Source organism: Streptomyces klenkii (assembly GCF_003626645.1).
In the GTDB taxonomy this organism is placed as follows: Bacteria; Actinomycetota; Actinomycetes; order Streptomycetales; family Streptomycetaceae; genus Streptomyces; species Streptomyces klenkii.
The window spans coordinates 1-1,255 of record NZ_RBAM01000114.1; the positions used below are offsets into that span (position 1 = coordinate 1).

Here is a 1,255-nt window from a genome sequence, read left to right on the forward strand (position 1 = left end):
CTCTTTCCCTCCCCGCCGCTCTTCCGTTCTGTCCTCGCGGACCACCTGCCACGGCTGGAGGCTGCTGCTGTTCATCCCGTCTCACCCCCCCTTCGCATATGCCAGACGATACGCCAGCGGTCATGCCGCGAACAGGCATCACCCGACGCGGTGTCAGCTACCGCACAGCGCTGGGCCGTTCGGGTGGGCCCCGGGCCGCCCTGCGCCGTGTCGCCGCCCCCCGGCGGCCCGGCTCGCCTTCAGTGGCGCTGAGAAATGTGATCAGCGTGTGATCAGCGCGCCGGTGGAGCCGGAGGTACGGAATGACGGCCATCCCCTGGAGAACGGGCCCGCGGTCCGCCCGCCGCGCCGCGGCGTGCGCCCTGGGCGCCCTCCTCCTTTTCCCGCCGCTCGCGGCCTGCACCGGCGGCGAGGAGCGCGGCACCGGCCAGAACGCCGCCGCGCAGTCCCTCGCGCTGGCCCGCCGCGGCCAGCTGAAGAGCGGCGGCTCCGCGACCTGGGGCGTCGACCGGCTGCCCGCCACCCTCAACGCCTACCAGTTCGAGGCCGACGAGGTCACCGACCAGGTCGCCGCGGCCGTTCTGCCGATGCTGTTCACCGTGGACGCCCAGGGCCGCCCGCAGCTGAACCCCGACTACCTGCGCTCCGCCGAGGTCACCGGGCGCGAGCCGAAGCAGACGGTCGTCTACACCCTGCACCCCGACGCCGAGTGGAGCGACGGAACGGCCCTGGGCGCCGCCGACTTCGTCTCCCAGTGGAAGGCGCTCAACGGCGAGGACAAGGACTTCTGGTCCGCGCGCAACGCCGGCTACGACCGCGTCGAGAACGTCACCGAGGGCCCCGGCCGCGACCAGGTCGAGGTCACCTTCGCCAAGCCCTACGCCGACTGGAAGTCCCTCTTCAGCCCCCTCTACCCGCGCTCCGTCACCGGGGACGCCGACCGTTTCAACGAGGGCGCCCGCACCGAACTCCCCGCCTCGGCAGGGCCGTTCGAGCTGAAGAAGCGGGATCAGAAGGCCGGGACCCTCACCCTGGCGCGCAACGACTCCTGGTGGGGCGACCCCGCCCTGCTCGACCAGCTGGTGCTGGCCGCCGTGCCCCCCTCCCGGCGCCGGGAGGCCCTGCTGGAGGGCCGTCTCGACATCGCCGAGGTGGCCCCCGCCGACGCCGACCGCATCACCGCCGCGGCCGGGGCCCCGGCCGCCCCCGCCCGCCGTGAGGAGAACCGCGACGACGCCGCGGGCGGGGACGGCAC

The 1,255-nt window shown here is 74.0% G+C and carries 1 protein-coding gene; it reads left to right on the forward strand.

What is annotated here, in order from left to right; translation table 11 throughout:
- Nucleotides 1–302: 302 nt before the first annotated feature.
- Nucleotides 303–1,255 (forward strand): ABC transporter substrate-binding protein (locus tag D7231_RS35035; RefSeq protein ID WP_242000085.1); only part of this gene is annotated, 953 nt, incomplete at its 3' end.